Raw genomic sequence first — 23,309 nt, 5'->3', positions numbered from 1 at the left:
GGGCGCGGGGTGTTTGGCAGCGCCCGCCCGATGGGTCAAGGCATCGAACCCATCCGGAATCCATCCAACGGAATGGGTGGCGCGCGCCCCGCGATCTCCGCCGCCAGCACGGCGGCGCTGCCCATGGCCAGCGTGAAGCCGAGCGAGCCCTGACCGAGGTTGAGGTAGAGCCCCTCCATCCCCGGCGCGCGGCCCAGGATGGGCAGGCCGGTCGGCGTTGCCGGGCGCAGCCCGGCCCAGGGGTTCAGCTCGCGCCAATCGGTCGCCTCGGGGAAGGCGGCGCGGGCCTGGCGCACCAGGCTGGTCAGGCGCTTCTCCTCGAAGGCCGTGGAATAGCCCACCACATCCGCCATCCCCGCGACGCGCAGCCGCCGGCCGATGCGCGCATAGACCAGCTTCGCCGCGCTGTCGGTCACGCTGATCCGCGGCGCCGCGTCGTCACGCTGGATCGGCAGCGTCAGCGAATAGCCCTTGAGCGGATAGACCGGCAGGTCAAGCCCGAGGGGCCGGGCCAGCGCCCGCGCGCCGACGCCCAGCGCCAGCACCACCGCATCCGCCTCGATCACGCCCTGGCTCGTCATCACGCCGCGCACCCGCCCCTCGGCGCGGATGATCTGGGTGGCGCGCAGGCCCAGGCGGAAGGTCACGCCCGCATTGGAGCGCGCGAGGCTGGCCGCCAGCCCCTCGCAGAACATGCGGCAATCGCCGGCATCCTCGCTCACCGTGTGGATGCCGCCGGCGATGCGGTGGGCGATGTGGCCGAGCGCCGGCTCCAGCGCCAGGCATTCCTCGCGCGAGAGGGCGCGCTGCTCCGTCCCCCACTTCGCCTGCAATTCCATCTGGCGGCGGGCGCCGGCCATGGCGGCCTCATCCGGCTGCAGCACCAGCTTGCCGGCGGGGGCGAAGGCGAAGTCGAACCCCTCCCGCGCCGCCAGCTCGCGCATCAGGTCGCGCGAGAGGTAGCTCAGCAGCAGCAGGCGGCGGGTGGTCAGCTCCGCCGTCGCGGGATTGCAGGCACGCAGGAAGGCGATGAGCCAAGCCCATTGGCCGGGATCGGCCTGCGGCCGGAAGCGCAGCGGGCCGTCCGGGTCCAGCATCCAGTGCGGCACCTTGCCGATGACGCCGGGGCCGGCGAAGGGCGCCACATAGCTATAGGACAGCTGCCCGCCATTGGCGAAGCTGGCCCCCTGCCCCACCCGGGGCTCGGCATCCAGCACCGTCACCGCGTGCCCCTCCTCGGCCAGGGCGCGAGCGGTGGCGAGGCCGGTGACGCCGGCACCGAGGATCAGGACATGCATGGCCCATTGGTGCGGCGCGGGGCGCGCAGGGTCAATGGCGAAACCCTCCGGCCTCTGGTATCTGCGCCGCATGAACCTGCCCACCGCCCGTCTCTCGGACGCCGAACTGCTCGCGCGCATGCAGTCCTTCCACTGGTGGCATTCGATCCCGCTGCGGCCGGGCCTGACGACCTTCGGCGGCAAGACGGAAGCGATCCTGGCGCAGGAGGAGGAGGCCTTCCTCGGCCCCTTCGACCTGACCGGCCGCAGCGTGGTGGACATCGGCGCCTGGAATGGCGCCTTCAGCTTCGCCGCCAAGCGGCGCGGCGCCGCCCGCGTGCTGGCGACCGACAGCTACATCTGGAACCACCCCGTCTGGCGCGGGCGCGAGGCCTTCGAACTGGCCCGCGACGAACTCGGCCTCGAGATCGAGGCCAAGATGATCGACCCGCCCGACATCACGGAGAAGCTCGGCCTCTTCGACGTGGTGATGTTCCTGGGCGTCTTCTATCACCTCTACGACCCGCTGGACGTGATGGCCCGCCTCCGGCGCATCACCCGGCAGATGCTGCTGGTGGAGACCCACCAGGACCTGCTCGGCACGGCGCAGCCCGGCATGGTCTTCTACCCGAGCGACATCCTGAACCAGGACGCGACGAACTGGTGGGGCCCCAACCCCGCCCTCATGCTCAGCCTGCTGCTGCAGCTCGGCTTCACGCGCATCTTCTACCGCGACCACCCGACGCTCGGCCGCGCCCGCGGCGTCTATGCCGCCTTCACGCCCGAGGTGGAGGACAGCCTGGTGCGCGGCTTCGATTCCAATTGGCTGGACCTGGACGTGCCCGGCGCCATCGAAGGATTGCTGACGCCGTGAGCGAGGCCGAACTCCGCGCCGCCGTCGCCGGCCATCGCTGGCTGCAGAGCCTGCGCCTGCGCCCCGACCTCGTCACCCCCGGCCTCAAGCCGGAAGCGCAGCTCCAGGCCGAGGAGGCCGCGCTGCTTGACACGCTGAACCTCAAGGGCGCGCATGTGCTGGAGGTCGGCGCGGGCAACGGCGCCTTCAGCTTCGCCGCCCTGCGCCGCGGCGCGGCCCGCGTGCTGGCGACCGACCACCTGGCCTGGACCCTGCCGGGCAGCGACGCGCTCTCGGCCACGCAATGGGCCGCGCATGCGCTGGGCGCCAGCCTCGAGATGTCGCCGCTCGACCCGCGCGAGCTGACGCCGCGCTTCGGCAATTTCCACGTGGTGATGGCCACGGCCTGCTTCGAGCAGCTCTTCAACCCGATCCAGGCGCTGCGCGGCATGCGCGCCGTGACCGAGCGCGTGCTGCTGATCGAGACGCTGCAGGACGGCCTGGCCGATACCCGCCCGCTGATGATGGGCCATGGGCAGACGCTGCCGATCGGCGGGCCCGAGGGCGCCTGGGTCTTCGGCTGGGCTCCCAATCGTCCCCTGATGACGCACCTGCTGACCGACCTCGGCTTCAACCGCGTGCTCTACCGCGACCACCCGACGCTGGGCACCGCGCGCGGCCTCTACGCGGCCTTCCTGCCAGAGGCGCCCGATGGCCTGCTGGAGGGGTTCCACACCCCCTGGATCAACCTCACCCATCCGCAGGCCGCATGACGGCCCGGACCGATCTCTCCGACCAGGAATTGCTGGCGCGGATCGGCCGCATCACCTGGTTCCACTCGCTGGAGCTGCGGCCGGGCCTGGTCACGCCCGGCGCCAAGAGCCTCGCGGTGCTGCGGCGCGAGGAGGAGGCGCTGCTCGGCCCCTTCGACCTCACCGGCCGCTCCGTGCTCGACATCGGCGCCTGGAACGGCGCCTTCACCTTCGCCGCCAAGCGGCGCGGCGCCGGCCGCGTGCTGGCGACCGACGAATTCGCCTGGACGCATCCGGTCTATCGCGGCCGGGAAGCCTTCGACCTCGCCCGCGCCGAGCTCGGCCTCGAGGTCGAGACGCTGCAGATCGACCCGACGCGGATGGATGAATCGCTCGGCCAGTTCGACCTCGTGCTCTTCCTCGGCGTCTTCTACCACCTGTTCGACCCGATCGACGTGCTGCAGCGCATGCGGGCCGTGACCCGCCAGGTCCTGCTGGTCGAGACCCACCAGGACGCGCTGGAGCGCGCGGAGCCGGCCATGGTCTTCTACCCGGGGCGGACCCTGGCCAATGACGACACCAACTGGTGGGGGCCGAATCCGCCGCTGATGCTGCACCTGCTGCGGCAGCTCGGCTTCGCGCGGATCTACTACCGCGATCACCCGCACTACCTTCCGGCCGAGGGCAGCCGCACGCGTGGCATCTTCGCCGCCATCCTGCCGGGTGCCGAGCCCGCCATGTCCGCCAATTTCGGCATGGAATGGCGCGACCTCGGCGCCGAGGGCGCGATGCGGGACTTCCGGCCATGACGCTCGCCGCACAGGTCGCCGCCCTGCCCTGGCTGCAAAGCCTCCGCCTCGCGCCCGGCCTCGTCACGCCCGGGGCGAAGCCCGAGGCGGTGCTGGAAGCGGAGGCCGATGCGCTCTTCGCGCCCCTGCCGCTGGCCGGGATGGCGCTGCTCGAGGTCGGCGCCGGCAATGGCGGCTTCAGCCTGGCGGCGCTGCGGCGCGGCGCGGCCAGCGCCCTGGTGACGGACCACCTGGCCTGGAGCCTGCCGGGCGCGGAGGCGGGCACGGCGACGATGCTGGCGCTGGAGGCCACCGGGGCCGCGGCGCAGGCCATGGTGCTCGACCCGCGCGCGCTGACGGCGGAATTCGGCTGCTTCGACCTGGTGCTGGCCACCGCCTTTTTCGAGCAGCTCTTCAACCCGATCCTCGCCCTGCGCGGCATGGCCGCCGTCACCGGCCAGGTGCTGCTGCTGGAGACGGCGCAGGCGGCGCTGGACGAGGCGCGGCCCATGCTCACGGCCACCACCCGCGCCATGCCCTATGGCGCGCTGGTCTCGGGCTGGGCGCCCAATCCGCCGCTGATGGCGCCCCTGCTGCGCGACCTCGGCTTCGCCCGCCTGCTGCACCGGCCGCACCCCATGGAAGGCTGGGCCCGCGGGCTCTACGCCGCCTTCAAGCCGGGGCCGGCCGAGGCGCTGGCCGCCGGGTTCGGCGCGCCCTGGCAAGAGCTGACCGCGCGGGCCTGACCGGCCGCGGGCCCATCCCCCGAAGACGCCTGACCGCTGCGGGATCGTTTTCGGCTTGACAATATACAATCTACTAAACTATGTTTTGTATATCGAAGGCGAACCCCATGTCAGATCTTCCTCCCTCCCCCGAACCCGCCCCGGATGCGCCCCGCCTCGGCGCGCCCGCCATCCCCTTCCGCGTGCGCACCACCATGGGCGAACGCAGCCTCGCCGATTATCGCGGCCGCTGGCTGCTGCTCTTCTCCCACCCGGCCGACTTCACGCCCGTCTGCACCAGCGAGTTCATCGCCTTCGCCCGCGCCCATCCGCGCTTCCAGGCGCTGGGCTGCGAGCTGCTCGGCCTCTCGGTGGACAGCCTCTTCGCCCATCTCGCCTGGCTGCGCGCGATCGAGGCCGAGTTCGGCATCGCCATCCCCTTTCCCGTCGCCGAGGACATCTCCATGGCCATGGCCCGCGCCTACGGCATGATCCATCCGGGCGATTCAAGCACCGCGACGGTGCGCGGCACCTTCCTCATCGACCCTGCCGGCATGATCCGCCTGTTGGCGCATTACCCGATGAGCACCGGCCGCAGCGTCGAGGAACTGCTGCGCGCGCTGGCCGCCCTGCAGGAGAGCGACGCTTCGGGCCTCTCCACCCCCGCCGACTGGCGCCCGGGCGAGCCCGGCCTGCTGCCCCCGCCGCAAACCATGGAGGAGGTGGCCCACCGCGCCACCCCCGCCTGGTACCACCAGCCCGGCGCCCGGACCCGCAAGGCGGTGAAGCCATGAGCGCGCTCGGCTGCGACCCCGAGGTAGCGGCGGAATTCCTGCGCGCCCTCGCGCATCCCATGCGGCTGCGCATCCTCTGCCGGCTGCTGGATGGCGAGCTTGCGGTGGCGGGCTTCGAGAGCGAGCTCGGCCTGCGCCAGCCCAACCTCTCGCAGCAGCTCGCCGCGCTGCGCGAGGCGGGGCTGGTCACCACGCGCCGCGAGTCGAAATCCATCATCTACAGCCTGGCCGATCCGCGCGTCGCCGCGGTGCTGGAGGCGCTGCGCGCCGCCATCGGCGGGCCGCCGCCTGCCCCGCGTGAGCGCGCGCCCGTACCCGCACCCACGCCCGCCGAACCACCCCGCGCGACGGGCGAGGCCGGGCTCTTCGCCGTGACCGGCTGGGGCCTGCCCCGATGATGACCGAAGCCTTCCTCGCCCTCGGCTCGGGCGGCCTGGTCGGCTTCGTGCTGGGGCTGATCGGCGCCGGTGGTTCGATCGTCGCCACGCCGCTGCTGCTCTACGCCGTCGGCCTCTCACCGCACATGGCCCTCGGTACCGGTGCGCTCGCCGTCTCGGCGAATGCCTTCGTGAATTTCGCGGGCCATGCGCGCGCCGGTCATGTGCGCTGGCCGGCGGCCGCCATCTTCGCCGCCACCGGCCTGGCCGGCGCGCTGGCGGGCTCGAGCCTTGGCAAGGCGATGGATGGCGAACGCCTCATTCTGCTCTTCGCCGTGATGATGGTGATCGTCGGCCTCGCCATGCTGCGCCCGCGCCGGGGCGGCACGGCGGATGCGGCGGCGCCGCTCACCCGCGCCATGGCGCTGCGCCTCGGCGGCATCGGGCTCGGCGTCGGGCTGCTCTCGGGCTTCTTCGGGATCGGCGGCGGCTTCCTCATCGTGCCCGGCCTGATCCTCGCCACCGGCATGCCCATGCTGCACGCCGTCGGCACCTCGCTGCTCGCCGTCGGCATCTTCGGCCTGGCGACCGCGTTGAACTACGCCGCCTCCGGCCTGGTGGACTGGACCGTCGCAGGCGAGTTCATCGCGGGCGGCATCCTGGGCGGCGCGCTCGGCATGCAGGCCGCGCGCCACCTCGCCACCGGGCGCGACACGCTGAACCGCATCTTCGCCGCCATCGTGCTCGTCGTGGCGGGCTTCGTCATCTGGCGCTCCCTCGGCCATGGCTGAGCCCCGCGCGCCCCATCCAGGAGGTCACCCCATGTCAGGCCACCCCGCCCCCGAGGTCACGCCCTTCTTCGATGCGGAAACCAACACGATCAGCTATGTCGTGAAGGATCCCGGCTCCAGCGCCTGCGCCATCGTGGACAGCGTGCTCGACCTCGACTACGCCGCCGGCCGCATCGCCACCCGCTCGGCCGACGCCATCATCGCGCATGTGCGCGCACGCGGCCTCACCGTCGAATGGCTGATCGAGACGCATGTCCATGCCGACCACCTCTCCGCCGCGCCCTATCTCCAGCGCGCGCTGGGCGGCAGGATCGGCATCGGCGAGCGCATCACCGTGGTGCAGGAAACCTTCGGCAAGATTTTCAACGAAGGCACCGAATGGCAGCGCGACGGCCGCGAGTTCGACCACCTCTTCACCGATGGCGAGACCTACAGCGTCGGCACGCTGCCCTGCGTCGCGCTGCACACGCCGGGCCACACGCCGGCCTGCATGACGCATGTGATGGGTGACGCCGCCTTCGTGGGCGACACGCTGTTCATGCCCGATGGCGGCACGGCGCGGGCCGATTTCCCGGGCGGCGACGCCGCGCTGCTCTACCGCTCCATCCAGCGCGTGCTGGCGCTGCCGCCCACCACGCGCCTCTTCATGTGCCACGACTACGGCCCCAATGGCCGCGAGATCCGCTGGGAGACCACCGTCGCCGCCGAGCGCGCGGACAACATCCATGTGCGCGACGGCGTGACGGAGGGTGCCTTCGTGGCGATGCGCGAGGCGCGGGACGCGACGCTCGCCATGCCGCGCCTGATCATCCCCTCGATCCAGGTGAACATGCATGCGGGGCAGCTCCCCGCGCCCGAGGCGGACGGCAAGCGCTTCCTCAAGGTTCCGCTGGACGTGCTGTGATGACGAGCTTCACCCCCCTCGCCTCCGCCGCCGGCGGCGCCCTGATCGGTGCCGCGGCCCTGCTGCTCTGGCTCACGCTCGGGCGCATCGCCGGCATCAGCGGCATCCTGGCCGGCAGCATCGGTTCGGATCGCGCCTGGCGCATCGCCTTCCTCGCGGGCCTCATCGGCGCGCCGCTCGCCTGGGCGGCGCTGGCCGGCGCGCCCGCGCTGCATGTGGCCGCCGGGCCGCTGACGCTGATCGCCGCCGGGCTGCTGGTGGGTTTCGGCACGCGGCTCGGTTCGGGCTGCACCAGCGGGCATGGCGTCTGCGGCCTCGCGCGCCTCTCGCCGCGCTCCATCGTGGCAACCGGCGTCTTCATGGCGACGGCGGCGGCGGTGGTCTTCCTCACCCGCCATGTCCTGGGGGGCTGAGGCCATGGCACGGATCCTCGCGGCGCTGGCGGCCGGCGCCCTCTTCGGCCTGGGCCTCATCCTCTCCGGCATGGCCAATCCGGCCAAGGTGCTGGCCTTCCTCGACCTCGCGGGCCATTGGGACCCGAGCCTCGCCTTCGTGATGGCGGGGGCGATTCCGGTCGCGGCCATCGGTTTCGCACTGGGCCGGCGCCGCACGGCGCCGCTCTGCGCCGAGGCCTTCGCGCCACCCGCGCGCGGCCTGGTGGACGCACGCCTGATCGGCGGTGCGGTGCTGTTCGGCCTGGGCTGGGGGCTGGCCGGCTTCTGCCCGGGGCCGGCGCTGGCCGCGCTCGGCTTCGGCGGCTGGCAGCCCTGGCTCTTCGTCGCCGCGATGCTGGCCGGCATGGGCCTGTTCCGCCTGCTGCCGGGAGGCGCGCGATGAGCGAGGCCGTCCAGCTCCCCTGCCCCACTTGCGGCGCGGTGAACCGCGTGCCGGCCGCGCGCCTGGCCGACGGGCCGCGCTGCGGGCAATGCAAGACGCCGCTCTTTCAAGGCAAGCCGCTCGCGCTGGACGAGGCCGGCTTCCGCCGCCACCTGCACCTTTCGGGCGTGCCGCTCCTGGTGGATTTCTGGGCCGCCTGGTGTGGCCCCTGCCGCGTGATGGCGCCGGAATTCGAGGCCGCGGCCAAGCTGCTCGAACCGCGCCTGCGCCTCGTGAAGATCAACACCGAGGAAGCGCCCGCGCTCTCCGCCGAACTCGCCATCCGCAGCATCCCGACGCTCGCGCTCTTCGTAGGCGGGCGGGAGGTGGCGCGGCAGGCGGGCGCGATGCGCGCGCGCGACATCGCCGCCTGGGCAGAACGCGCCCTGGCGGCCACGCCACCTTGACCGCGATCAAGGCGAGAAGTCCGGGAAGTTCCACCATGGCGCGGGCGCGGCCCGCGTCGCAGCAGGACGGAGAATGAGCATGGCGAAGAATGTCGGTGGCCTGGACAAGGGCCTGAGGATCGTGGCGGGGCTCGCCCTGCTCGGGCTGGGCGCCTTCGGACCGCTCGGCTGGTGGGGCGCGATCGGCATCGTGCCGCTCGCGACCGGCCTGATGGGCAATTGCCCGCTCTACAGCGTGCTGGGCCTCAACACCTGCCCCGTGCGCTGAGCGCCGGCTGAACCCGGCGTCTCGCAAGCCTCAGCCCGTGTGGCCGCTATCGCCACCGCGGGCGAGCAGCTTGCGGATGCGCGCCATGTCGGCACCCGGCGCGGTGATGGTGAGCAAGACCTCGCCACCCGCCTCCTCGTCGAGCGTCGCGACGCGGCGATCGAGCGGGATTTCCTGCACCAGCTTCTCCAGCGTGAGCTTGGCGGTCATCATGTCCGGAAAGCGCGAGGTCGCCCGCCGCGCGTCGGGCGTCTCGGGCGGCGGCGCCTGGTCCAGCATCTCGTCCAGTTCCATCGCCCGCACGCCGACGGCGGGCGTGGTGGCCACCGGGTCGCTCGCCGGGAAGCTGTCGGGCAGCGCGGTCTTCGCGCTGCGATCGGCGGGCGAGCCCGGCTTGCCGTCCTGCGGGCCGTAATCGCCCTCCGCCTCGCGATGATCATCCGACATGCCGAAACCCTCCGTTCAACAGGAGGGAAAAAGCCCGGGGCGTGGAAAGGTTGCACCCATGGCGTGCCACGCGCCGGGGCCGCCGCTCCGCTCGTCCTTGGTGGAACCACCAGGGACGTGGATCGGCCTCCCGGCGAATGGCGGGACCGTGATCAATCCCTGTTGATCAGCACCTAGCGCCCCATCGTGTAGAACTCGTCATTGGGCCGCATGCTGGTGACATTCGCCATGCGGTTGGACATGCCGAAGAAGGCGGCGATGGCCGCGATGTCCCAGGCCTCCTCCTGGCCCAGGCCATGCGCGGCGAGGGCCGCGAAATCCGTCTCTCCCACCGCATGGGCCTCGAAGGCCACCTTCATCGCGAAATCCAGCATGGCGCGCTGGCGCGGCGTGATGTCCGCCTTGCGGTAGTTGATCGCCACCTGGTCCGCGATCAACGGGTTCTTCGCGCGGATGCGCAGGATCGCGCCATGCGCCACCACGCAATACTGGCATTGGTTGGCGTTGCTGGTGGCGACGACGATCATCTCGCGCTCGGCCTTGGTGAGCTCACCGGGCTTGTCCATCAGCGCGTCGTGATAGGCCATGAAGGCGCGGAACTCCTCGGGCCGGCGCGCCAGCACGAGGAAGACGTTGGGGATGAACCCCGCCTTCTCCTGCACGGCAAGCAGGCGCGTGCGGATATCCTCCGGGATCTCCGCCAGGGCGGGCACGGGAAAACGGCTGATGGGCAGGGCGGTCATGGCCTCGCGGTCCTCTGGGCTATGGGCCGGCCAGGCCGGCATGGGGGGCAGTATGGCCCCCCGGCCCAGCCGCGCCTACTCGAACAGCGCCACGGCGCGGATCGGGCTGGCCGTGCCGCCGCGGATCTTGAGCGGCAGGCCGATGAAGCGGAAGCGCCCGCGCCCCACCACGGCCTCGAGGTTGGCCAGGCATTCCATATGCGTGATGCCCAGCTCGGCGCAGGCCATGTGCGCCTTGAAGTTCAGCTCGCCCTCGGGTGCGGGGCTGATCGCCTCCACGCCGAACATGCCGATGCCCTGCTGCGCCAGCCAATGGATCGCCTCGATGGAGAGGCCCGGGAAGTCATGGCCATAGCCGGGCTTGCCGAGGAGCCGCGCATTGGTGCCCATCAGGATCAGCACCGTGTCGCCCTTGCGGATCGTCTCGCCAGACGCCTTCACCGCGGCCTGCACCTCATCCACCGTCGCCGCATGCTTCAGCGGCACATGCGAGAGATCGATGCAGAAGGCTGAGGTGATGAAGTTCTCGAGCGGAACCTGATCAATCGAGAGCGCGCCCGGACGCGGGTCGAAATGCACCGGCGCATCCACATGCGTGCCCGCATGGTCGCTGAAGGCGATGGACATGGCCTTGCTGGTGAAGACCGTGTTGCCCGCGTATTTCTTCTCGGAGTGGTCGTTCCACACGGTCATGATGACCGGCGGATGCGAGGGATGCGTCTGCGTGCGGTGGAACAGCTCGCGGCTCAGATCGACGATTTCCATGGGATGTCTTCCTGCGGTCAGTTGACGGTGATGTTGGCGTCACGGATCACACGGCCCCAGCGGGCGCGGTCGGTGGCGACATAGGCGGCGAATTGCTCGGGGTTGAGGCCGAGGCGGACGATGCCCTGCTCCTCCAGCCGCCGCGCCACGGCCGGTTCGGCGATGGCGGCGGCACAGGCGGCGCGCAGCCGCGCCAGGGGCTCGGCCGGCACGCCCGCGGGCGCGAAGAAGCCGTAGTAGCTCACCGCCTCGTAGCCCGGCACGCCGGCCTCGGCCACGGTGGGCAGTTCGGGCAGGGCGGGGAAGCGCCGCGGCGTCGTCACCGCCAGCGCGCGCACCGAGCCCGCCATGACATGCGGCAGCGCGGTGGTGATGGGATCGCTCATCGCGTCGATGCGCCCGGCCAGCAGGTCGGCCGTCGCGGGCGCCGTGCCGCGATAGGGCACATGCGTCATGCGGATGCCGGCCATCGCCTCCAGCAGCGCCATGGAGAGATGCGAGGCGCCGCCATTGCCGGCCGAGCCGTAGGTCAGCTCGCCCGGCCGGCGCCGTGCCAGTGCCAGCAGGTCCTGCAGGCTGCGCACCTCCAGGCTGTTGCGCACATAGATGATCGAGCCGACGCCACCCACCAGCGCGACGGGCACGAGATCCCGCGCCGGATCGAAGCTGCTGTCGCGATAGAGCTCGGGGTTGATCGAATTCGTCGCCTGGCTGCCCATCAGCATGGTGTAGCCATCAGGGGCGGCGCGCACCGCGGCCTCGGTGCCGATGCGCCCGCCGCTGCCGGTGCGGTTCTCGATCACCAGCGATTGCCCCAGCTCGCGCGAGACGGATTCGGCGAGCAGCCGCGTGATGACATCGGCCGCACCCGCCGGCGGGAAGGGCACGATCACGCGCACCGAGCGGCTGGGAAAGGCCTGGGCGCGGGCAGCGGCCCCACCCAGGCCGACGAGGCCCGTGGCCATCAGCGTGCGGCGTGCGAAGCGCGATGTCGTCATCGGTGTCCTCCGTCGGTTGTGGCAAAGCCGTGCGGAGCATCCCGGCGGAGCCCGCCCCATGCCAAGGGATTTCGGCGGGCAATTCCACCCTGTGAAAATCGCCCGGGAGATTCCATGTCGGGCGCGGCTTTTTTGTGGGGCTGGCCCCCGATAGGCTACTGAGGAATTCGGGGTTTGCGTGATGGACACTGGGCCTCCCTCCTCGGCCGATGGCGCGCGCGTGGTCCGCCGCGCGGTCTCCCTCCTGCGCGAGGTCTCGGCCGCGCGCGGCAATGGCGCGACCTTGAAGACGCTGGCCGACAATGCGGGCTTGCCGCAGCCCACCGCGCACCGCCTGCTGAAGCTGCTGCAGGCGGAAGGCCTGCTGGAGCGCGACACCACGAGCCGCGCCTATCGCCTGGGCCCGCTGCTCTACGAATTCGGCCTGGCCGTCGCGCCGCGCGTGGATGCGCGCCGCCTCTGCGCCGCCACGCTGGACCGCATCACCCGCGCGGTGGGCGACACCACCTACCTCAACAGCCGCAGCGGGAATGACGCGCTCTGCCTCGACCGGCGCGCGGGCAGCTTCGAGATCCAGGCCCTGCCCATCGAGATCGGCAATCGCCGCCCGCTCGGCGTGGGTGCGGGCGCGCTTGCCGTGCTGGCGAGCCTGCCGCCGGGCGAGGCAGAGGCCGTGATCGAGGCCAATGCCCGGCGCTATCGCCGCCACGGCCTGACCGCCGAACGCATCCGCGTCTATGTCGAGGCCACGCGCGCACGCGGCTTTGCCATCACCTCCGGCCGCATCGTCGCGCGCTATCGCGGCGTCGCCATCGCGGTGGGCAACGGCATCGGCGGCGTGCCCGCCTCGCTCTCCGTCGTCGCCATCGCCGAGCGGCTCGATCCGCGCCGGGTCGAGCAGGTGGCGCGCATCCTCCTCCGTGAAGAACAGGCGCTGCGGGAGATGCTCGCCATCGCCCCCGCCGGCACAACCGAAAGCCAAAGCCCATGACGACCGAACCCACAGCCCCGCTCAGCGCCACCGCGATGGCGGAGGCGCTGGAACGGCGCGCGGTGACGCCCGCCACGCTGCTGGCGGATGCGCTGGCGCGCGTGGCGCGCGCCGATGCGACATTGGGCGCCTTCGTCCATCTGGACCCAGACGGCGCCGCGCGCGCCGCGGCCGAGGCCGGCGCGCGCCAGGCGGCGGGGCGGCGCCTCTCCCCGCTGGATGGCGTGCCCGTCGCGGTGAAGGACAACATCTGGGTGGCCGGCATGCCCGCGCATTGGGGCAGCCGGATGTGGTCCGACTTCACGCCGCCCTGCGATGACATCGTGGTGGAGCGGCTGCGCGCGGCGGGTGCGGTCATCATCGGCAAGACCAACACGCCGGAATTCGCGCTCTCCGGCCGCACCGACAGCCCGCTGCACGGCAAGGCGCGCAACCCGTGGAACCCGGCGCTGACGCCGGGCGGCTCCAGTGGCGGCTCGGTGGCGGCGGTGGCGGCGGGGATGGTCCCCTTCTCCGTCGCGACGGATGCGGGTGGCTCCACGCGCATCCCGGCCAGCTATACGGGCCTCTACGGCCTGCGCCCCTCCAATGGGCGCCTGGCGCGGCGGCACGGTTTCCCGCCCATGGGGATCGATTTCCAGGCGGTCGGCATCCTGGCGCGGGAGCTGGCGGATCTGGAGCTGGCCTATGGCCTGCTCGCCGGCCCGGATGAGCGCGACCCCGCTTCGCTTCGCTTCCCGCCGCCGCGCGCCGCCGGCCGGCCGCGCATCGGCTGGTTCGCGCGCTATGAGGGCGAGCTGGTGCATCCGGAGGTGGAGGCCGCCGTCATCGAATGCGCGCGCCTGCTGGAAGCGGCCGGCTACGAGGTCACACCCTGCCCGCCGCCCTATGACGTGGCGCTGGTGCGCCGCGTCTGGGGCGCCATCAGCTCCGCCGGCGCCGCCCGCGCCGCCGAACTGCATCCCGAGCGGTGGCGCAAGGAGGCGAGTGGCGCCATCGCCGCCGCGGCCGAGCGCGGCCTGGCCATGAGCGCGGTGGACTATGTCCGCGCGCTGGACGGGCTGGCGGCACTGCGCGCGCAGGTCTCGGAAAACTGGGGCGCGGCGGATGTCTATCTCTGCCCCAGCGCCGCCTCCCCCGCCTGGGCGATCGACGACGAATTCCCCGCCGAGATCGGCGGCAAGCCCGGCCATGCCGCGGCGCAGAACACCTTCGCCACCTGGGTGAATGCCGTGGGCCATCCGGGGCTGAGCATCCCGGGCCGGCCGCATGCGGATGGCAGGCCGCTCGGCGTGCAGCTGGTCGGCCGCTTCGGCGGCGAAGCGGACCTCTTCGCGCTGGCCCGCGTCATCGCGGCCGCGGCGCCCTGGACGCGCCCGCCCTTCCCCGCCTGGTAGCCGTCGCGGCTAGGCCCTGGTGCGCCGCATCAGCGCCGCCAGCCGCGGCGCGGCGGCCCGCTGCGCCGCGCGCTCGATCTCGCGGTAATCGGCCACGAGCTTCCGCCCCGCATCGGTCAGCGTCGCGCCTCCGCCGCGCGGGCCGCCTGGGCTGGCCGCCACGGCCGGCTCGCGCAGCTGCTTGTTCAGCGCATCCACCAGGTCCCAGGCGCGCTTGTAGCTCATCCCCAGCGCGCGCCCGGCGGCCGAGATCGAGCCCTCGCGCTCGATCGCCTCCAGCAGGTTGATCTTCCCCGGCCCGATGCGCCCGCCCGGCAGGTCGATCCGCAGGCTGAGCAGTGCGGCCAGGGGCGCCTGCCGGCTCATGCGCCCGCCTCCGCGCCCGACTTCGGCCATGCCGCCACCCGGTGGTCGAAGGTGACGGCCTTGATCAACGCCCAGACCGCCAGGCCCGGACGGAGCGCGAGGCGCTCGACGCTGCCCTGGGTGATGCGCGCGAGCAGGATGGTGGGCCCGACCGCGAGGCGCACGAAGGCCTCGGCGGGGTCGCCGCCCGCGGCGATGCCGGCGATGGTCGCCGGCAGGATGTTCTGGGTGGAGAGGCCGCGCGGTTCCTCGATGGCGATGGCGATGTCGCGCGCGCGCAGGCGGACGCGCAGCCGCGTCCCCTCCGGCCCGGGGCGGGCGGTGGTGAGCAGCTCGCCGCCCGCGAAGCCGAGCGCGGTGAGCCCGCCCGCCGCGCGCCGCACGGTGCAGGCCAGCAGCACGCCCGCATCGCGCCGGCCGGCGAGCTGCGGCAGGTCGGTGCGGGCGGAGAGCGCCTCCACCGCGCCGGCGGCGACGACCCGCCCGGCCTCGAGCAGCACCAGGTGATCGGCCAGCGCGTCCACCTCCTCCAGCGCGTGCGTCACGTAGAGGATGGGCAGCCCCGCCACGTCGCGCAGCCGGGCGAGGAAGGGCAGCACCTCGGCGCGGCGCGCGGCGTCGAGCGCGGCCAGCGGCTCGTCCATCAGCAGCAGGCGCGGGCGCGCGAGCAGGGCGCGGCCGAGCGCCACGCGCTGCCGCTCCCCACCCGAGAGGCCGGCCGGGCGCCGGGCCAGCAGCGCACCGATGCCGAGCAGCGCCACCACCTCCTCGAAGCCCGGGCCCGCCGCGTCGGGCGGGGCACGCCGGAGGCCGTAACGCAGGTTCGTCTCCACGCTCAGATGCGGAAACAGCCGCGCATCCTGGAAGACCACGCCGCAGCGCCGCCGCTCGGGCGCCACGCAGACGCGCCGCGCGGTGTCGAGCAGCACGGCATCGCCGATCGCCACGCGCCCCTCATCTGGCCGCAGCAGCCCCGCCACGGCGGCGAGGATGGTGCTCTTGCCGCAGCCCGAGGGGCCGAACAGCGTGGTCACGCCCGCGGCCGGCGCCTCGAAGGCGACATCGAGCGCGAAGCCCACCCGGCCGAAGCGGTGGCGGAGCGCGACGCCGATCACGCCACGCGACCAAGCAGCCGGCCCATGCGCCGCGCGATCACCTCCGCGAGCAGCAGGCCACAGACGGCGAGCGTGAAGGAGACGAAGGCGAGCCGCGCCGCCACCGCCTCGCCCCCCGGCGTCTGCGTCGCGGCGTAGATGGCGAGCGGCAGGGTCTGGGTCTCGCCCGGGATGTTGGAGGCGAAGGTGATGACCGCGCCGAATTCGCCGAGCCCCGCCGCGAAGGCGGTGACCGCGCCGGCAAGGATCCCCGGCGACATCAGCGGAAGCGTGACGGTCACGAAGCGGTCGAACGGCCCCGCGCCCAGCGTGCGCGCCGCCGCCTCCAGCCCCTCATCCACCCCCTCGAGCCCGAGGCGCACCGCGCGCACGATCAGGGGGAAGGACATGACCGCGGTCGCCAGCGCCGCGCCCCCGGTGGTGAAGACGAGGCGGATGCCGAACCACTCATGCAGCGGCGCGCCGATCGGCCCGCGAACGCCGAAGAGCATGAGCAGCCCCCAGCCCACCACCACCGGCGGCACCACCAGCGGCAGGTGCACCAGCGCATCCAGCAGCATGCGCCCCGGAAAGCGCCCGCGCGCCAGCAGCCAGGCGATGGCGACGGCCGGCACCAGCGAGACGGCGACGGAGCGCGTCGCCACCTCCAGGCTGAGGCGCACCGCCATCCATTCCTCGGGGCTGAGCCAGGAGGTCATCGCGCAAGGCTGAAGCCGAAGCGCTGCCAGGTCGGCGCCGCCTCCGCGCTGGTCAGGAAGGCGAGCAGGGCGCGGGCGCGGGCATTGGCCTCGGCGCGGCGCGTCACCGCGAAGGGATAGGTGATGGGCTCATGGCTGCCGGCCGGGAATGTGCCGATGACGCGCACGCCCGCACTCGCCGCCGCATCCGTCGCATAGACGATGCCGAGCGGCGCCTCGCCACGCTCCACCAGCAGCAGCGCGGCACGGACGTTGTCGGCGCGCGCGAGGCGCGGCGCCAGGGCCGGCCACTGGCCCATCCAGGTGAGAGCGGCCTGGGCGTAGCGGCCCACCGGCACATGCGCGGGGTCCCCCGTGGCGATGCGGCCCTGCGGCCCGAGCAGCACGGCGAGGTCGGTGCCGCGCGTGAGCGTGAGGGGCTGCGCCACATTCGCGGGCGCGATCAGCACGAGCGCATTGCCGATGGGCGAACTGCGCGTGGCATTCGCCAGCAGGTTCCGCTCCTGGAGGTAGTTCGCCCAGGCCTCGTCGGCGGACATGAAGAGATCGGCCGGCGCGCCCTGCTCGATCTGCCGCGCCAGCGCGGAGGAGGCGGCGAAGGAGAAGCGCAGCGCCGGATGACCGCGCGCGGCCCATTGCGCGCCCAGCTCGCGCAGCGCATCCGTCAGGCTGGCCGCGGCGAAGACGGTGACGCTCTCCTGCGCGCGCGCGGGCAGGATGGCAGCCGGCAGGAGAAGGGCGGCGAGGGCAGGCAGCAAGCGGCGGCGCATCGGGGGTCTCCCGCTGACGTTATATCCCTCCGAACATAGCGCGCGCCACCCGCCGCGTCCATGCGCCCGGGCGCGGGGGCCGGGTTCCGCTCAGGCCTTGGGGGGCAGCGTGCCGAAGACCGTGTCCGCCTCGATCTGCAGCACATCCGCGGGGCGCGGGAAATTCGGCGGCTGCGGGTCGCCGGGCTTCCGCTCGCGGCCGATGCGCGCGAAGAAGGTCTCGAGGCCGCCGGGCATCATCAGCCACATGAAGGTCATCGGCGCATCATCGCTCGCCTGGAAGCGGTGCGGGCGGCCCTTGCCGAGGAAGATGCAGGTGCCCACCGTCATCGGCACCTTGTCCTTCCCATCGAGCAGCGCCTCGCCGCTTCCCTGCAGCACGAAGATGACCTCCTCATTATCCGGGTGCATGTGCTCGCGCACGAAGCAGCCGGCATCCACCTGCTGCGTGCCCATCGAGAAGGGCGTCTCCGCGCCGATCTCGTTGGCGGCGAGGATACAGCGCACGAAGCCATTGGCCGGAACGGGCTGCCAGAAGGAGCGCGCTTCGTCCGGCTGCACGACGACGAGCGGCGCCAGGGGCATGGGGGTATCGGGCATCAGGAATTCCTCCGGCGAGGGGTGAGGAGACGGGCGCGCAGGCGGCCAGCGTCAGGCAGGGCCGGAACCAATGCAAGCCGTTTCAGGCGAGGCGCGGCGTGTGGCGGAGATAGGCCACCACCATCTCCCCCAGCATCTCCTCATAGGTCGCGATGCGCTGCGGCTGGAACAGATCCCCGGCGAAGGCGGCCGAGAGCGTCCAGCGATTGGCGCAGTGGAAATAGCCGAGGCCCGACATCGCGACATAGAGCGCCGTGACATCCACATCCTCGCGGAACAGCCCCTGCGCGCGCCCCTCGGCCAGCAGGCGCCCGATCGTGGCGAAGAGTGGATTGTAGAGGCGCGGGACGTTGCCGGCCGCGCGCAGGTGGCGCGCGCGGTGCAGGTTCTCCTCGTTCATCAGCGCCACGATCTCGGGATGTGCGCGGAACAGCCGGAAGGTGTCATGCGCGAGGCGCCGCATGCCCTCGACCGGGCCCAGCGCATCCAGCGCGACCTCATCCTGGCCCGCGCGCAGCAGCGCATAGACATGCTCGAGCGCTGCGATCCAGAGCCCGTCCTTCGAGCCGAAGTGATGGAAGACGAGGCCCTTCGCCACCCCGGCCCCGCGCGCGATCACATCCATGCGCGCGCCGGCCAGCCCCTTGTCGGTGAACTCGCGCACAGCGGAGGCGAGGATGGCGGCCTTGGCCCCCTCGGCATCGCGCGCACCGCGTTTTCTTCGTTGACGCAGGGCCATGATCCGGCTCATCCTTCCCGCTATTGACCAGTTGGTCAACATAAATGTAGGCCTCGCCACAGGAGTTCGACCGGAATGCAGGCACGCATCGGCGTGGATGTCGGCGGCACCTTCACCGATGTCGTGCTGGCCCTTCCGGGCGGGCGGATCGTCGTCAACAAGACGACCACCACGCCGCAGGATCCCGGCGAGGGCGTGGCGGCGGGCATCGCGGCGGTGATCGCCGAGGCGGGGCTGGATGCGCGGCATGTCACGGAGATCGTGCATGGCACCACCGTCGCGTCCAACACCATCCTGCAGAAGGCCGGCGCCCGCACCGGGTTGCTGACGACGCAGGGCTTCCGCGACGTGCTGGAGATCGGCCGCATCCGCACCCCTGGCATGTTCGACATGGCCTGGCGCAAGCCCGAGCCGCTGGTGCCGCGCCGCTGGCGGCTGGAGGCGCGCGAGCGCATCGCGGCCGATGGCGGCATCGTCACGCCGCTCGACGCGCAGAGCGTGCGCGACGCGGCCGCCTTCTTCCTGGCCGAGGGCGTGGAGGCGGTGGCGATCTGCTTCCTCAACTCCTACGCACACCCCGCGCATGAGCGCCGCGCCGCCGCCCTGCTGCGCGAGGCCGCGCCACGGCTGCTGGTCACCGCCTCCTGCGAGGTGCTGCCCGAAATAAAGGAATACGAACGCACCAGCACGGCGGTGGTGAACGCCTATCTGCTGCCGGCCATGCGCGGCTATCTCTCGCGCCTGCAGGAACGCCTGGCCGCCATCGGTATCGCCGCCCCCGTGCAGGTCATGGCCTCCAATGGCGGGATGATCGGCCTGGATGCGGCGCGCGAGCGGCCGGTCTTCGCCGTGGGATCGGGGCCCGCCGGCGGTGTCGCGGGTGCGGCCCGGCTCGGCGCGGGCATCGGCGCGCCGGACCTCATCGTCTTCGACATGGGCGGCACCACGGCCAAGGCCGCGATCATCGAGGGCGGTCAGCCCTCGCTGGTGACGGAATACGAATTCCGCGACGGCATCAGCACCCCTTCCCGCTTCGTGAAGGGCGCGGGCTACATGCTGAAGGTGCCGGCCATCGACATCGCGGAAGTGGGCTCGGGCGGCGGCTCCATCGCGCGCATTGATGCGGGCGGTCTGCTCGTTGTCGGGCCGCAGAGCGCGGGCGGCGATCCGGGCCCGGCCTGCTACGGGCGCGGCAATGCCGAACCCACCGTGACCGACGCCAACATGGTGCTGGGCTATCTCAACCCCGCCGCGCTGGCGGGCGGCTCGCTGCGGGTGGATGCGGAACTCTCGCGCACCGCCATCGCCACGCGCATCGCCGGCCCGCTCGGCATCACGGTGGAGGAGGCCGCGCATGGCATCCGGCAGATCGCCAATGTGAACATGGCCCGCGCCATCCGCGCCGTGACGGTGGAGCGCGGCAAGGATCCGCGCGACCTGGCGCTGATGGCTTTCGGCGGCGGTGGCCCGCTGCATGCGGTGGATGTGGCGCGCCTGCTCGGTATCCGCCGCGTTCTGATCAGCCCCGTCGCGGGCGTCTTCTCCGCCGCCGGCATGCTGGCGGCCGAGGCCGTGCATGAATTCGTGCACCCGCTGCTCATGCCGCTCGCGCAGGTCACGGCCGCGCAGCTGGATGCCGCGCGGCAGGGCCTGGCGCAGGGCGGCCACGCGGCCCTCGCCCATGAGGGCTATGCGAAGGAGACGGTGGAGCTGCGCTTCGCGGCGGATCTGCGCTACGCCGGCCAATCCTCGCAGCTGACGGTGCCGCTGACCGGCTTCGCGGTGGAAGCGCTGCATGCCGGCTTCGAGCGGCTCTACGGCGAGACCTTCGGCTACACCGCGGCGGGCGAGGCGGTGGAGCTCGTGAACCTCCGCCTCTCCGCCATCGGCCGGGCGGAAGGCCGCATCGACTTTCCCTCCCTCTCGCTCGATGCGCGCGCGCTGGCCGGCGCGGTGGGCGAGCGCCTGGTCTCCTTCGCGCGCGGGGCCGCGCCGGTGCCGACGCGCCTGCTGCCCCGCGCCGCGCTGGCCGATGGCCCTGTCCAGGGCCCCGCGATCCTGGAAAGCTACGACACGACGATCATCATCCCGCCCGGCTGCACGGCGCGGGCTGCCGGCTCGGGCACCGTCGTCATCGAGATGGAGGGCGTCGATGCCTGAGGATCCGATCACCTTCGCGGTCATCAAGAACGCGATGGACGCGATCGTGGATGAGGTCGCCTACACCGTCATCCGCACCGCGCGCTCCGAAATCGTGAAGGACGTGATGGACTACAGCGCCGCCATCTGCGACGCGAAGGGCGAGATGGTGGCGCAGGCCAAGACCATCGCGCAGCACCTGGGCGCCATCCCCGAGGCCATGGCCGCCGTGCAGGCGCGCTGGGGCGGCCAGCTCGCCCCCGGCGACGCGGTGGTGATGAACGACCCCTATTCGGGCGGCATGCACCTGCCCGACATCTTCATGTTCTACCCGGTCTTCGAGGAGGGCGCGCTGCTCGCCTGGACCGTGGTGATCTGCCACCACACCGACATGGGCGGTCGCGTGCCCGGCTCCAACGCGGCGGACAGCACGGAGATCTACCAGGAAGGCATCCGCATCCCGCCGCTTAAGCTCTACCACGCGGGCGTGATGGACGAGACGCTCTCGGCCATGATCGCGCTCAACGTCCGCGTCCCGGAAATCGTGCTGGGCGACCTCCGCGCGCAATACGCGGCCTGCCAGGTGGGCGCGCGCGAATTGGGCGCCCTCGTGCGCCGCTACGGCGCGGATGGCATGCGCGGCCACCTCGCCGGACTGCTCGACTATGCCGAGCGCATGGCGCGCGCCGAGATCGCGACCTGGCCCGTCGGCACCTATCGCTTCACCGACCATATCGACAGCGATGGCCTCTCCGACGAGCCGGTGCCGCTCAGCGTCGCCATCACCGTGGTGGGCGACGGGACGCTGAAGGTGGATTGGGCGGGCTCCTCGCCGCAGGTGCGGGCCGCCATCAACTCCACCCTCTCCTTCACCAAGTCCAACAGCTTCCTCTCCGTGCGCTGCGCGCTGCGCGGCGACATCCCGAACAATGCCGGCGTCTTCCGCTGCATCGAGGTGACGGCGCCCGAGGGCAGCGTGCTCAACCCCATCTCCCCCGCGCCGGTCGCGGCCCGCGCGCTGACCGGCTATCGCGTGATGGACACGATGTTCGGGGCACTGGCGCAGATCGTGCCCGACATCATCCCCGCCGCCGGCGAGGGCGGGAACACAGTGGTCTGCCTGGGTGGCCGCCACCCGGACAACCGCCCCTTCATCATCGTGGACATGATCAGCGGCTGCTGGGGCGGCCGCCCCGACCAGGATGGCATCGAGGCGATCACCAACCCCTCACAGAACCTCTCCAACACGCCGGTCGAGGTGCTGGAGCGCCAGCACCCGGTCCGCATCGAGGAATATGCGCTGGTGCCCGACAGCGGCGGGCCCGGGCGCTTTCGCGGCGGCATGGGCCTTTCGCGCAGCTACCGCCTGCTGGCGGAGGATGCGGTGCTGCAGCTCCGCGCCGACCGGCTGCGCTTCGCGCCCTATGGCCTGGAAGGCGGGATGCCCGGCGGTGCCGCGGGCAATTGGCTCGGTGAGGGCGATGCGCGTGAGGCCATTCCCGGCAAGGTCACGATGCGCATGCGACGCGGGCAGCTCCTCACGCATCATCAGGCCGGTGGCGGCGGCCATGGCGCGCCCATGGCGCGCGACCCCGAGGCCGTCGCGCAGGATGTCTGGAACGGCAAGGTGAGCGTGGAGGCCGCTCGGCGCTGCTACGGCGTCGTCATCGAGGGCGGCGCACTGAACAGGATCGAAACCGCAAGGCTGCGCGGGCAACAGCAGGGAGAACGGGCATGACCAAGGATTTCCAGCTTTCGCGCCGCGGCGCGCTGATCGCCGCGGGCACCCTCGCCGCGCCGGGCATCGCCCGCGCGCAGGGCGAGCGCCTCACCGTGCGCCTCGACTTTTCGCCCTGGGGCGTGCAGGCGGCGATGCACCTGGCCGAGACGCGCGGCTGGTTCCGTGAGGCTGGCCTCACCGTGGACGTGCAGGATGGGCGCGGCAGCGGCAACACGCTGCAGCTGGTCAATGCCGGCCAGGCCGATGTGGGGCAGATCCAGGTCGGCCTCATCGCGCAGGCGCGCGAGCAGGGAGCGACGGTGCGCGCCTTCGCCGGCTTCGGGCGCCGGACCGACCTCGCCGTGCTGGTGGATCGCGACAGCCCGATCCAGCGCGTGCAGGATTTCCGCGGGCGCAGCCTCGTCGTCTTCGCGGCCAGCCCCTGGGCACCCTTCATTGATGCCTTCCTGCGCGCCGGCGGCCTCGACCGCAGCAGCGTGAACGTGATGTTCGTGGACCCCTCCGCCCTCTGGGGCACCTATACGGCCAAGCGCGCGGATGGGCTGATGTCCACGGCGCCCTCGGCCCTTCCGGTCGCCGAGCGCCCGCGCCCGAGCCGGGCCATCCTGGCCGAGAGTGCCGGCATCAGCTTCCCAAGCTACGGCCTGATCGCGACCGAGGCGACCATCCGCGCCCGCGGCCCCGCCCTGCGCAAGCTGATCGAGACGCAGCAGCGCGCCTGGGCGCATCTGCGCACCAACCCGGATGACGGCGTGGAGGCCATGCTGCGGCAGCGCCCCGATGCGCGCCTCGACCGCACGGTGACGCGCGAGCAGATCCGCCTGACGATCGAGTTCTTCGACACGCCGGCCAGCGCCGGCCGTGCGATCGGCTGGCAGGCCGAGGCGGACTGGACGGCGGCGCTGCGCTCGCTGGAGGCGGCGGGCGCCATCCGCGCCGGCTGGCAGGCCGCCAACTACTTCACCAATGACCTGATCGGCTGAGCGGG

28 protein-coding genes are annotated in these 23,309 nt (G+C 72.2%); 17 read left to right on the top strand and 11 right to left on the bottom strand.

Annotated features, from left to right (window positions below; all coding sequences use genetic code 11):
• Positions 1-35 precede the first annotated feature (35 nt).
• Positions 36-1,298 carry a D-amino acid dehydrogenase gene (locus R9Z33_RS04165; protein ID WP_318650045.1) on the bottom strand — a complete coding sequence of 421 codons (1,263 nt, stop codon included), beginning with the start codon at positions 1,296-1,298 and terminating at the stop codon, positions 36-38.
• Positions 1,299-1,332: 34 nt separating this feature from the next.
• On the opposite strand from R9Z33_RS04165, the gene R9Z33_RS04160 reads away from it, so the two are divergent.
• From R9Z33_RS04160 to R9Z33_RS04105, 12 genes are all read left to right on the top strand, one after another.
• Complete coding sequence (locus tag R9Z33_RS04160; protein WP_318650044.1) at positions 1,333-2,151, top strand: class I SAM-dependent methyltransferase; 819 nt, start codon at positions 1,333-1,335, stop codon at positions 2,149-2,151.
• A complete protein-coding gene (locus R9Z33_RS04155) occupies positions 2,148-2,903 on the top strand; it encodes a class I SAM-dependent methyltransferase (protein WP_318650043.1) in 756 nt (251 codons plus the stop codon). Before R9Z33_RS04160 ends, R9Z33_RS04155 begins: the two co-directional genes overlap by 4 nt.
• Positions 2,900-3,691: a class I SAM-dependent methyltransferase gene (locus R9Z33_RS04150; RefSeq protein ID WP_318650042.1), complete on the top strand. Its 792-nt coding sequence runs from the start codon at positions 2,900-2,902 to the stop codon at positions 3,689-3,691. Before R9Z33_RS04155 ends, R9Z33_RS04150 begins: the two co-directional genes overlap by 4 nt.
• Positions 3,688-4,416, top strand: a complete 729-nt coding sequence (locus tag R9Z33_RS04145) for a class I SAM-dependent methyltransferase (RefSeq protein ID WP_318650041.1) — start codon at positions 3,688-3,690, stop codon at positions 4,414-4,416. The genes R9Z33_RS04150 and R9Z33_RS04145 overlap by 4 nt, the downstream gene beginning before the upstream one ends.
• A 107-nt stretch (positions 4,417-4,523) precedes the next feature.
• Entirely contained in the window at positions 4,524-5,189 is a 666-nt protein-coding gene (locus tag R9Z33_RS04140) for a peroxiredoxin (RefSeq protein WP_318650040.1), read from the top strand.
• Positions 5,186-5,587, top strand: coding sequence for an ArsR/SmtB family transcription factor (locus tag R9Z33_RS04135; RefSeq protein WP_318650039.1), 402 nt, complete (start codon positions 5,186-5,188; stop codon positions 5,585-5,587). The genes R9Z33_RS04140 and R9Z33_RS04135 overlap by 4 nt, the downstream gene beginning before the upstream one ends.
• Positions 5,587-6,357 carry a sulfite exporter TauE/SafE family protein gene (locus tag R9Z33_RS04130; RefSeq protein ID WP_318650038.1) on the top strand — a complete coding sequence of 257 codons (771 nt, stop codon included), beginning with the start codon at positions 5,587-5,589 and terminating at the stop codon, positions 6,355-6,357. The genes R9Z33_RS04135 and R9Z33_RS04130 overlap by 1 nt, the downstream gene beginning before the upstream one ends.
• Before the next feature lie 31 nt (positions 6,358-6,388).
• A complete protein-coding gene (locus tag R9Z33_RS04125) occupies positions 6,389-7,261 on the top strand; it encodes an MBL fold metallo-hydrolase (RefSeq protein WP_318650037.1) in 873 nt (290 codons plus the stop codon).
• A complete protein-coding gene (locus tag R9Z33_RS04120; protein ID WP_318650036.1) occupies positions 7,261-7,674 on the top strand; it encodes a YeeE/YedE family protein in 414 nt (137 codons plus the stop codon). Before R9Z33_RS04125 ends, R9Z33_RS04120 begins: the two co-directional genes overlap by 1 nt.
• A 4-nt stretch (positions 7,675-7,678) precedes the next feature.
• Positions 7,679-8,098: a DUF6691 family protein gene (locus tag R9Z33_RS04115; RefSeq protein ID WP_318650035.1), complete on the top strand. Its 420-nt coding sequence runs from the start codon at positions 7,679-7,681 to the stop codon at positions 8,096-8,098.
• The gene (gene trxC, locus R9Z33_RS04110; protein WP_318650034.1) at positions 8,095-8,544 is read left to right on the top strand and encodes a thioredoxin TrxC; all 450 of its coding nucleotides are present in this window, start codon (positions 8,095-8,097) and stop codon (positions 8,542-8,544) included. The genes R9Z33_RS04115 and trxC overlap by 4 nt, the downstream gene beginning before the upstream one ends.
• A 79-nt stretch (positions 8,545-8,623) precedes the next feature.
• Complete coding sequence (locus R9Z33_RS04105; RefSeq protein WP_318650033.1) at positions 8,624-8,812, top strand: YgaP family membrane protein; 189 nt, start codon at positions 8,624-8,626, stop codon at positions 8,810-8,812.
• Between the two features lie 30 nt (positions 8,813-8,842).
• On the opposite strand, the gene R9Z33_RS04100 is transcribed toward R9Z33_RS04105, so the two are convergent.
• The 4 genes from R9Z33_RS04100 to R9Z33_RS04085 form a co-directional block, all read right to left on the bottom strand.
• Positions 8,843-9,259, bottom strand: coding sequence for a hypothetical protein (locus R9Z33_RS04100; protein WP_318650032.1), 417 nt, complete (start codon positions 9,257-9,259; stop codon positions 8,843-8,845).
• Between the two features lie 173 nt (positions 9,260-9,432).
• Positions 9,433-10,002: a peroxidase-related enzyme gene (locus tag R9Z33_RS04095; protein ID WP_318650031.1), complete on the bottom strand. Its 570-nt coding sequence runs from the start codon at positions 10,000-10,002 to the stop codon at positions 9,433-9,435.
• Between the two features lie 75 nt (positions 10,003-10,077).
• On the bottom strand, positions 10,078-10,767 hold the full coding sequence (locus R9Z33_RS04090) for a cyclase family protein (protein ID WP_318650030.1): 690 nt from the start codon (positions 10,765-10,767) through the stop codon (positions 10,078-10,080).
• Positions 10,768-10,784: 17 nt separating this feature from the next.
• Positions 10,785-11,765 carry a Bug family tripartite tricarboxylate transporter substrate binding protein gene (locus R9Z33_RS04085; protein WP_318650029.1) on the bottom strand — a complete coding sequence of 327 codons (981 nt, stop codon included), beginning with the start codon at positions 11,763-11,765 and terminating at the stop codon, positions 10,785-10,787.
• A gap of 181 nt (positions 11,766-11,946) precedes the next feature.
• On the opposite strand from R9Z33_RS04085, the gene R9Z33_RS04080 reads away from it, so the two are divergent.
• Positions 11,947-12,756 (top strand): IclR family transcriptional regulator, encoded by an 810-nt coding sequence (locus R9Z33_RS04080; protein WP_318650028.1) that lies wholly within the window; start codon positions 11,947-11,949, stop codon positions 12,754-12,756.
• Positions 12,753-14,153 carry an amidase gene (locus R9Z33_RS04075; RefSeq protein ID WP_318650027.1) on the top strand — a complete coding sequence of 467 codons (1,401 nt, stop codon included), beginning with the start codon at positions 12,753-12,755 and terminating at the stop codon, positions 14,151-14,153. The genes R9Z33_RS04080 and R9Z33_RS04075 overlap by 4 nt, the downstream gene beginning before the upstream one ends.
• A gap of 9 nt (positions 14,154-14,162) precedes the next feature.
• Here R9Z33_RS04075 and R9Z33_RS04070 read toward each other — a convergent pair whose 3' ends face one another.
• The 6 genes from R9Z33_RS04070 to R9Z33_RS04045 all read right to left on the bottom strand — a co-directional run bounded on the left by R9Z33_RS04070 (position 14,163) and on the right by R9Z33_RS04045 (position 18,441).
• Positions 14,163-14,519, bottom strand: coding sequence for a winged helix-turn-helix domain-containing protein (locus tag R9Z33_RS04070; RefSeq protein WP_318650026.1), 357 nt, complete (start codon positions 14,517-14,519; stop codon positions 14,163-14,165).
• Positions 14,516-15,634: a molybdenum ABC transporter ATP-binding protein gene (modC, locus tag R9Z33_RS04065; RefSeq protein ID WP_318650025.1), complete on the bottom strand. Its 1,119-nt coding sequence runs from the start codon at positions 15,632-15,634 to the stop codon at positions 14,516-14,518. Before modC ends, R9Z33_RS04070 begins: the two co-directional genes overlap by 4 nt.
• Positions 15,631-16,332 carry a molybdate ABC transporter permease subunit gene (gene modB / locus R9Z33_RS04060; protein ID WP_318650024.1) on the bottom strand — a complete coding sequence of 234 codons (702 nt, stop codon included), beginning with the start codon at positions 16,330-16,332 and terminating at the stop codon, positions 15,631-15,633. Before modB ends, modC begins: the two co-directional genes overlap by 4 nt.
• Positions 16,329-17,102 carry a molybdate ABC transporter substrate-binding protein gene (gene modA, locus R9Z33_RS04055; protein ID WP_318650023.1) on the bottom strand — a complete coding sequence of 258 codons (774 nt, stop codon included), beginning with the start codon at positions 17,100-17,102 and terminating at the stop codon, positions 16,329-16,331. Before modA ends, modB begins: the two co-directional genes overlap by 4 nt.
• Positions 17,103-17,192: 90 nt before the next feature.
• A complete protein-coding gene (locus R9Z33_RS04050) occupies positions 17,193-17,702 on the bottom strand; it encodes a cupin domain-containing protein (RefSeq protein WP_318650022.1) in 510 nt (169 codons plus the stop codon).
• Positions 17,703-17,784: 82 nt separating this feature from the next.
• On the bottom strand, positions 17,785-18,441 hold the full coding sequence (locus R9Z33_RS04045; protein ID WP_318650021.1) for a TetR/AcrR family transcriptional regulator: 657 nt from the start codon (positions 18,439-18,441) through the stop codon (positions 17,785-17,787).
• Positions 18,442-18,516: 75 nt separating this feature from the next.
• Here R9Z33_RS04045 and R9Z33_RS04040 point away from each other — a divergent pair, with 75 nt between their 5' ends.
• From R9Z33_RS04040 to R9Z33_RS04030, 3 genes are read left to right on the top strand one after another with little or no spacing between them, the layout of a single operon-like run.
• Entirely contained in the window at positions 18,517-20,601 is a 2,085-nt protein-coding gene (locus R9Z33_RS04040) for a hydantoinase/oxoprolinase family protein (RefSeq protein WP_318650020.1), read from the top strand.
• On the top strand, positions 20,594-22,318 hold the full coding sequence (locus R9Z33_RS04035) for a hydantoinase B/oxoprolinase family protein (RefSeq protein WP_318650019.1): 1,725 nt from the start codon (positions 20,594-20,596) through the stop codon (positions 22,316-22,318). Before R9Z33_RS04040 ends, R9Z33_RS04035 begins: the two co-directional genes overlap by 8 nt.
• Positions 22,315-23,304 (top strand): ABC transporter substrate-binding protein, encoded by a 990-nt coding sequence (locus tag R9Z33_RS04030; RefSeq protein ID WP_318650018.1) that lies wholly within the window; start codon positions 22,315-22,317, stop codon positions 23,302-23,304. The genes R9Z33_RS04035 and R9Z33_RS04030 overlap by 4 nt, the downstream gene beginning before the upstream one ends.
• Positions 23,305-23,309: the final 5 nt, after the last annotated feature.

It is taken from the genome of Sediminicoccus rosea, from assembly GCF_033547095.1.
Lineage (GTDB): Bacteria > Pseudomonadota > Alphaproteobacteria > Acetobacterales > Acetobacteraceae > Roseococcus > Roseococcus rosea.
Note: the sequence above shows the minus strand (reverse complement) of the source record. Positions and strands in the feature narration are given on the sequence as shown.

Bases quoted from the DNA above. Each gene is read 5' to 3' on its own strand.
- R9Z33_RS04165 (WP_318650045.1), bottom strand. From the start codon at position 1,298: ATGCATGTCCTGATCCTCGGTGCCGGCGTCACCGGCCTCGCCACCGCT.
- R9Z33_RS04160 (WP_318650044.1), top strand. From the start codon at position 1,333: ATGGCGAAACCCTCCGGCCTCTGGTATCTGCGCCGCATGAACCTGCCC.
- R9Z33_RS04150 (WP_318650042.1), top strand. From the start codon at position 2,900: ATGACGGCCCGGACCGATCTCTCCGACCAGGAATTGCTGGCGCGGATC.
- R9Z33_RS04145 (WP_318650041.1), top strand. From the start codon at position 3,688: ATGACGCTCGCCGCACAGGTCGCCGCCCTGCCCTGGCTGCAAAGCCTC.
- R9Z33_RS04140 (WP_318650040.1), top strand. From the start codon at position 4,524: ATGTCAGATCTTCCTCCCTCCCCCGAACCCGCCCCGGATGCGCCCCGC.
- R9Z33_RS04135 (WP_318650039.1), top strand. From the start codon at position 5,186: ATGAGCGCGCTCGGCTGCGACCCCGAGGTAGCGGCGGAATTCCTGCGC.
- R9Z33_RS04130 (WP_318650038.1), top strand. From the start codon at position 5,587: ATGACCGAAGCCTTCCTCGCCCTCGGCTCGGGCGGCCTGGTCGGCTTC.
- R9Z33_RS04125 (WP_318650037.1), top strand. From the start codon at position 6,389: ATGTCAGGCCACCCCGCCCCCGAGGTCACGCCCTTCTTCGATGCGGAA.
- R9Z33_RS04120 (WP_318650036.1), top strand. From the start codon at position 7,261: ATGACGAGCTTCACCCCCCTCGCCTCCGCCGCCGGCGGCGCCCTGATC.
- R9Z33_RS04115 (WP_318650035.1), top strand. From the start codon at position 7,679: ATGGCACGGATCCTCGCGGCGCTGGCGGCCGGCGCCCTCTTCGGCCTG.
- trxC (WP_318650034.1), top strand. From the start codon at position 8,095: ATGAGCGAGGCCGTCCAGCTCCCCTGCCCCACTTGCGGCGCGGTGAAC.
- R9Z33_RS04105 (WP_318650033.1), top strand. From the start codon at position 8,624: ATGGCGAAGAATGTCGGTGGCCTGGACAAGGGCCTGAGGATCGTGGCG.
- R9Z33_RS04100 (WP_318650032.1), bottom strand. From the start codon at position 9,259: ATGTCGGATGATCATCGCGAGGCGGAGGGCGATTACGGCCCGCAGGAC.
- R9Z33_RS04095 (WP_318650031.1), bottom strand. From the start codon at position 10,002: ATGACCGCCCTGCCCATCAGCCGTTTTCCCGTGCCCGCCCTGGCGGAG.
- R9Z33_RS04090 (WP_318650030.1), bottom strand. From the start codon at position 10,767: ATGGAAATCGTCGATCTGAGCCGCGAGCTGTTCCACCGCACGCAGACG.
- R9Z33_RS04085 (WP_318650029.1), bottom strand. From the start codon at position 11,765: ATGACGACATCGCGCTTCGCACGCCGCACGCTGATGGCCACGGGCCTC.
- R9Z33_RS04080 (WP_318650028.1), top strand. From the start codon at position 11,947: ATGGACACTGGGCCTCCCTCCTCGGCCGATGGCGCGCGCGTGGTCCGC.
- R9Z33_RS04075 (WP_318650027.1), top strand. From the start codon at position 12,753: ATGACGACCGAACCCACAGCCCCGCTCAGCGCCACCGCGATGGCGGAG.
- R9Z33_RS04070 (WP_318650026.1), bottom strand. From the start codon at position 14,519: ATGAGCCGGCAGGCGCCCCTGGCCGCACTGCTCAGCCTGCGGATCGAC.
- modB (WP_318650024.1), bottom strand. From the start codon at position 16,332: ATGACCTCCTGGCTCAGCCCCGAGGAATGGATGGCGGTGCGCCTCAGC.
- modA (WP_318650023.1), bottom strand. From the start codon at position 17,102: ATGCGCCGCCGCTTGCTGCCTGCCCTCGCCGCCCTTCTCCTGCCGGCT.
- R9Z33_RS04050 (WP_318650022.1), bottom strand. From the start codon at position 17,702: ATGCCCGATACCCCCATGCCCCTGGCGCCGCTCGTCGTCGTGCAGCCG.
- R9Z33_RS04045 (WP_318650021.1), bottom strand. From the start codon at position 18,441: ATGGCCCTGCGTCAACGAAGAAAACGCGGTGCGCGCGATGCCGAGGGG.
- R9Z33_RS04040 (WP_318650020.1), top strand. From the start codon at position 18,517: ATGCAGGCACGCATCGGCGTGGATGTCGGCGGCACCTTCACCGATGTC.
- R9Z33_RS04035 (WP_318650019.1), top strand. From the start codon at position 20,594: ATGCCTGAGGATCCGATCACCTTCGCGGTCATCAAGAACGCGATGGAC.
- R9Z33_RS04030 (WP_318650018.1), top strand. From the start codon at position 22,315: ATGACCAAGGATTTCCAGCTTTCGCGCCGCGGCGCGCTGATCGCCGCG.